Consider the following 6,223-nt stretch of genomic DNA (forward strand, 5'->3'; position numbering starts at 1 on the left):
CGGCTGCGCCATACTGATTTCGCCATCATCGCGGTGCCAGATCAGGTAACTCTCAGCACGCTTACGCGCCAGCAGCGGCGCGATTTGCAGCCACTGTTCTTCGCTAAAACGCGGGCGCAGCGCCTCATCGCTCTCCGCGGCCAGCAACGACACGCCAATCACCGATTGCCACGCGGGCAGCATGCGGAAACCGGCCAGCGCCTGGCTGGCGTTGATGCGTTCACCGGGTTCCGAGTGCCAGATATAGATCACCTGATCTTCCCACAGCACGCCCAGCGCCACCACGATATCGCGCGGCGCATGAAGTTCCAGCTGCGGCAACGCCTGCGCAAACAGCGAAGATCCGCGAATCGCCTGTGCCGCCAGCGCATGAATGCCGGGGCCAGGCAAATAGCGTCGATGCTCATCCTGCGTGGTCAGTCCAATCGATGCCATGGTCATCAGCAGTCGATTCACACGCGTGCTGTTCATCCCCATCTGGCGCGCCAGTTCACGGCAACCCACGGCTTTATCACTGGACACCAGATATTGCAGGCAGCGAATACCGTCAATCAGGCTTTGGTTGGGTTGAGAAGACATAGATCACCTGCGGCGGGCAAAATCCAATCTTAGCCTTAGAGTCAGAGGAATGAAATGATGCAGACTTTCTCTACGCAAAATGTGCGCGACTTTCCGCAACAACGGCTACAAGCGGAGTTACTGATCGTCGGCGGTGGACTGGCGGGCGTGTGTGCCGCGCTCGCCGCCGCACGCGATGGCCTTGATGTGGTGCTGATTCAGGATCGTCCGGTACTGGGCGGCAACGCTTCCAGCGAAGTGCGCTTGTGGGCCAACGGCGCTACTTCGCACATGGGCAATAACAATCGCTGGGCGCGCGAAGGCGGCATCATGGGCGAAATCATGGAGGAGAACCTGTGGCGCAACAAAGAGGGCAATCCGGTGCTGTTCGATATGGTGCTGCTGGACATGGTGCAGGCGCAGCCCGGCCTGACTTTGCTGCTCAATACGGTTGTTACCGATATCGAAAAGTCTGGCCGCCGCTTGCAGTCAGTGCAGGCATTCAATGCCATTAATCAAACGCGTTATCAGGTTTCGGCGTCACAATTTATTGATGCCAGCGGCGATGGCGTGTTGGGCTATCTGGCCGGTGCGGCGCATCGTGTGGGTGCAGAATCCGTGGAGGAGTTCGGCGAGAAGATGGCGCCGGGCGAGAATTTTGGTCACAAGCTCGGGCATTCCATTTACTTCTACACCAAGCGTGCAGCGCAATCGGTACGCTTCGTTGCGCCCTCTTTCGCACTGAAGGAGATCACCACCATCCCGCGCTATAAACGCCTGAGCTCAGAACTGAACGGCTGCGATTTATGGTGGCTGGAATGGGGCGGACGGCTTGATACCGTGCACGAGAGCGAAACCATCAAGTGGGAGCTGTGGAAAATTGTCTGGGGCGTGTGGGATTACATCAAAAACTCCGGCGAATTCCCCGATGCCGATAACCTTACTATCGAATGGGTTGGCCTGATTCCCGGCAAACGCGAGAGTCGGCGTTTTCTCGGCGATACTATGCTTTGTCAGCAGGACATCATCGAACAGCGCGATCACTACGATGCGGTGGCGTATGGCGGCTGGTCGATTGATCTGCATCCGGCCGACGGCGTCTACAGCGAACACGATGGCTGTCGACAGTTCCACAGCAAAGGCACTTACACCATTCCCTTCCGCGCGCTCTACAGCCAGTCGCTGGATAACCTGCTGTTAACCGGCCGATTGATTTCCGCTACGCACGTCGCCTTTGGCAGCGCTCGCGTTATGTGCACCTGCGGCGTGCTGGGCGAAGTGGTGGGTCGCGCGGCAGCGCTATGTCAGCAGCAACAGATCACGCCTGCCGAGCTGGCGCAGCCGGACCGCATTGGCCAGCTACAGCAGCATCTGCTGCGTCAGGGCGCGTTTATTCCACGACATCCGTTAGCGAACCCTGCGCGCGATGCGCACGTCACGGTGAGCAGCACCTTACAATTGCGCGCCCTGCCCGCCGATGCCGGTTGGCAGCCGCTAAAATCCCGCTGTGCGTTGTTGCTGCCACTCAAAGCGGGCGAACGTTTGCCAGCGATCAACGTGCAGCTACGCGCTGCAAATGCGCAGAAACTACAGGTGTCGCTGCTCACCAGCGATAACCCGGCAAATACCTGCGGCGATTGCCATCTGGCCACGCAGAGCATCACGGTGCATCAACAAGGCACGTATAGACTGAGCTTTGATTATCGAGCCGATTGCGATCGCTATGTGTTTATCGCCTTTGAGGAGAACGCCGCGATTGAGGTTGCGCTAACCAGCCAGCGTTTGCCGGGCGTGATGATGGTCTTCAACAGTCTGAATCCGCGCGTGGCGAAACGCACCCGGCAGATTAACGATGGCGATTACGGCGTTGATGAGTTTGATTTCTGGCTGCCGCGCCGTGCCCCGCAGCAAATCCTGCTGGCTTTTGCGCTGGAAACACCGCTGCAACTGTGGCACAGCGATTATCTGCTTAACGGCAAGCTTCGCCCGGAACAGCACACCAATTGTTGGGTGCCAGCGCAGGATGATGCGCATCCCAACGCGTGCTGGCATTGGAGCGAGTCACAGCGGGCAAAACAGATTACCTTGCTGTTCGACAACGACTTCGATCATGCGATGGAAACGGTGCAAATGGGGCACGCACAGGCGGTGACGCCACACTGCACCACGCATTACCGTGTATGGCTGGATGAGATGCTCTTGGCTGAGGTGACGGAAAATCATCACTCGCTGTGTCATCACGCGGTGCCAAAAGGCGTGAGTTTTAGCCAGATTCGGCTGGAGTTGCTCGCCAGTGCGGGCGCGCTGCCCGCACTGTACGGATTACATCTGCATTAGAGAGCGGCAATGCCCTGACGCGCCAGCTGAATGGCGATAAACCACATCACGCCACCGACCAACAGATTGATAATGCGCTGCGCCCGCACGGTGCGCAGCCGCGGCGACAGCCATGCCGCCAGCAGCGCCAGGCCGAAGAACCAGATAATTGAGGCACTCACGGTGCCAAATGCGAACCAGCGACGCGCATCTTCAGAGGGAAGCTGGCTACCGAGGCTGCCGAGCACCACAAAGGTGTCGAGATAGACATGCGGATTGAGCCAGGTGACCGCCAGAATGGTAGCAATAATGCGCAAGCGCCCTTGTTTCAGCTCTGCGTCAGAAGCCAATGAAACATCGCCCTTCCACGCACTGCGCAGCGCGCCCCAGCCGTACCACAGCAGAAACGCCACGCCAGCCCAGGTAATCAGCATCAACAAAATCGGCGATTGATTCAACAGCGCGCTGCCGCCAAAAATCCCACCGCAGATCAGCGCAATGTCGCTAATGGTACACAGCGATGCGGTCATCAAATGGTAGTGGCGTTTGATGCCTTGATTCATCACGAAAGCATTTTGCGGACCTAACGGCAGAATCAGCGCAGCGCCAAGAGCAAGCCCTTGTAAATAAACAGATAACACGGAAATAATCCTAAAAAATGGGGAGATGCGATGCAGTATAGTGACGCGAGGATATTAGAGGAAATTGAAAAATTTAATCGGCCATTAGAATAAGTAATAAAAAAAGGCACCCGCAGGTGCCCTTCTCTGTTATTCGCTGCGTGCGGGCTGTTGTTGCTCGCTCTTCACCTGATGCAGATGCACATCCATCTGTGGATAAGGAATGCCGATGCCGTTCGCGTCCAGCGTACGTTTGAAGTTCTTCATCAGATCCCAATAGACGTTTTGCAGGTCGCTGCTTTTGCTCCAGCAACGCACCACAAAGTTGAGCGATGACGCGGCCAGTTCATTCAGGCCGATCTGGATACCCAAGTCTTTCAGTACACGCTCATCCGCTTCAACCACTTCACGGAAAAGTGCAATTACCTGATCAACATCCGCGTCGTAAGCGACGCCAATAATGAATTCGTTACGACGGATCGGTTCGCGCGAATAGTTAATGATATTACCCGCGATGATTTTACCGTTAGGCACCACCACGATTTTGCCATCGGCTGTTTTCAAGGTGGTGGAGAAGATCTGCACGTTTTGTACCGTGCCCATTACGCCGCCGAGATCAACAAACTCACCGGTTTTGAACGGACGGAAGGTCACCAGCAATACGCCTGCAGCCAGGTTGGACAGGGAACCTTGCAGCGCCAAACCCACAGCCAAACCAGCAGCACCCAGCACGGCAATGACGGAAGCGGTTTGCACCCCAACGCGTCCCAGTGCAGCGATGATGGTGAAGGCGATAATACCGTAACGCACCATTGCAGAGAGGAAATCTGCCACTGTCGCATCAATGTGACGCGCCAGCAGAACGCGGTTAATCGCATTGGAGATGATGCGGGCGATGAACATACCAATGATGATGGTAACAATCGCCGCCACAATATTTACCGCATAGCTCAGGATCAGCTCCTGATTACGTACCAGCCATCCGCCAGCATTGTTAATGCCATCAACGACATTTAAGTCTTCCATTTGTTAGCCCTGTTGTTGAGTTTCCCGCAGGAAATTGCCAAAAACTGCCAGATTGACTCCGACATTCCGAATACAAGGGTAAACAAAAATAAGGCGAAGCGCCAAAAATGGCCTGAATTCGTGGGATTTTCCGGACGAGACGCATAAAAAAAGGCCCTTGCGGGCCTTTTTGCTACTGTAAGGAAAAATTACAGTACGTCGACAGCGTTAAGCTCTTTGAAAGCCTGCTCCAGGCGAACAACCATTGAAGCCTGAGCAGAACGCAGCCACACGCGTGGATCATAGTATTTCTTGTTCGGGCTATCCACGCCAGTCGGGTTACCCAGCTGTGCTTGCAGATAGTCTTCGTTCTTTTTGTAATACTGCAGAATACCGTCCCACGTTGCCCATTGGGTGTCGGTATCGATGTTCATCTTAATCACGCCGTAGCCGATAGACTCTTCGATTTCTGCAGCAGAAGAACCTGAACCACCGTGGAACACGAAGTCCAGCGCGTTGTGCGCCAGGTTGTGTTTCTTGGTCACGTATTCCTGAGAATCACGCAGGATGGTCGGAGTCAGTTTCACGTTGCCTGGCTTGTACACGCCGTGCACGTTGCCGAATGAAGCAGCGATGGTGAAACGTGGGCTGATTTTGCTCAGCTCGGTGTAAGCGTAATCAACGTCTTCTGGCTGAGTGTACAGAGCAGAAGCGTCCATGTGGCTGTTGTCCACGCCGTCTTCTTCGCCACCGGTGCAACCCAGTTCGATTTCCAGCGTCATATCCAGCTTGGCCATACGCGCCAGATACTTAGCAGAGATCTCGATGTTCTCTTCCAGTGACTCTTCAGACAGGTCGATCATGTGAGAAGAGAACAGCGGCTTACCGGTTTTCTTGAAATGCTCTTCGCCCGCGTCCAGCAGACCGTCGATCCACGGCAGCAGTTTCTTGGCGCAGTGGTCGGTGTGCAGGATGACTGGCACGCCGTACTGTTCAGCCATCAGATGCACATGGTATGCACCCGCGATAGCGCCGAAGATAGCCGCGCCCTGAGGCTTGTCGGTTTTGAAACCTTTACCGGCGATGAAGGCAGCACCACCATTGGAGAACTGAACGATGACCGGCGCTTTCACTTTGGCCGCAGCTTCCAATACCGCGTTGATAGAGTCCGTGCCGACGCAGTTAACTGCTGGCAGAGCGAATTTGTTCTCTTTCGCTACCTGGAAAATTTTCTGAACGTCGTCACCAGTGACAACGCCGGGTTTTACGAAATCAAAAATTTTAGACATGTTTGTGTCCCGTTTCGTTACCGTTCATCCCCGAAGGGATTGCGATTTGATTGCCCCATAAAGGGCTAGCCTTCAGGCGACGCCAAAGCGCCGCCCCCAAAGAATTACTGCTTAGCGCGCTCTTCCAGCATAGCAACTGCTGGCAGTTTTTTGCCTTCCACGAACTCGAGGAATGCGCCGCCACCGGTAGAGATATAAGAGATCTTATCTTCGATACCGAACAGGTCGATTGCAGCCAGCGTATCGCCGCCACCTGCCACTGAGAATGCATCGCTATCGGCGATAGCATTCGCCACGATTTCGGTGCCTTTACGGAAGTTCGGGAACTCGAACACGCCAACCGGGCCGTTCCACAGAATGGTTTTCGCGCCTTTCAGAATAGCGGCCATCGCCTGTGCGGTTTCGTCGCCGAAGTCCATAATCTCTTCGTTATCC

Annotated in this window: 5 protein-coding genes and 1 pseudogene; 1 reads left to right on the forward strand and 5 read right to left on the reverse strand. The window is 55.2% G+C overall.

The window, feature by feature from the left end; genetic code table 11:
- The coding region (locus RTY00_RS18105) for a helix-turn-helix domain-containing protein (RefSeq protein WP_312665353.1) at nucleotides 1–579 on the reverse strand (579 nt) is incomplete at its 3' end.
- A gap of 57 nt (nucleotides 580–636) precedes the next feature.
- Here RTY00_RS18105 and RTY00_RS18110 point away from each other — a divergent pair.
- Complete coding sequence (locus RTY00_RS18110) at nucleotides 637–2,895, forward strand: FAD-dependent oxidoreductase (protein WP_409519147.1); 2,259 nt, start codon at nucleotides 637–639, stop codon at nucleotides 2,893–2,895.
- Here the strand turns inward: RTY00_RS18110 and argO are convergent.
- The 4 genes and pseudogenes from argO to pgk form a co-directional block, all read right to left on the reverse strand.
- Nucleotides 2,892–3,515: an arginine exporter ArgO gene (gene argO, locus RTY00_RS18115; RefSeq protein WP_312665355.1), complete on the reverse strand. Its 624-nt coding sequence runs from the start codon at nucleotides 3,513–3,515 to the stop codon at nucleotides 2,892–2,894. The genes RTY00_RS18110 and argO overlap by 4 nt on opposite strands.
- 129 nt (nucleotides 3,516–3,644) lie before the next feature.
- A complete protein-coding gene (gene mscS, locus RTY00_RS18120; RefSeq protein ID WP_008108267.1) occupies nucleotides 3,645–4,520 on the reverse strand; it encodes a small-conductance mechanosensitive channel MscS in 876 nt (291 codons plus the stop codon).
- A 188-nt stretch (nucleotides 4,521–4,708) separates the two neighbouring features.
- Nucleotides 4,709–5,788: a class II fructose-bisphosphate aldolase gene (gene fbaA / locus RTY00_RS18125; protein ID WP_008108269.1), complete on the reverse strand. Its 1,080-nt coding sequence runs from the start codon at nucleotides 5,786–5,788 to the stop codon at nucleotides 4,709–4,711.
- 104 nt (nucleotides 5,789–5,892) lie between these two features.
- Nucleotides 5,893–6,223, reverse strand: a pseudogene (gene pgk, locus RTY00_RS18130) (phosphoglycerate kinase); the annotation flags it as partial.

Source organism: Pantoea sp. CTOTU49201 (genome assembly GCF_032054795.1).
In the GTDB taxonomy this organism is placed as follows: Bacteria; Pseudomonadota; Gammaproteobacteria; order Enterobacterales; family Enterobacteriaceae; genus Pantoea; species Pantoea symbiotica.

Excerpts from the sequence above, each read along its gene's own strand:
- mscS (WP_008108267.1), bottom strand. The coding sequence starts at position 4,520 with ATGGAAGACTTAAATGTCGTTGATGGCATTAACAATGCTGGCGGATGG.
- RTY00_RS18110 (WP_409519147.1), top strand. The coding sequence starts at position 637 with ATGCAGACTTTCTCTACGCAAAATGTGCGCGACTTTCCGCAACAACGG.
- fbaA (WP_008108269.1), bottom strand. The coding sequence starts at position 5,788 with ATGTCTAAAATTTTTGATTTCGTAAAACCCGGCGTTGTCACTGGTGAC.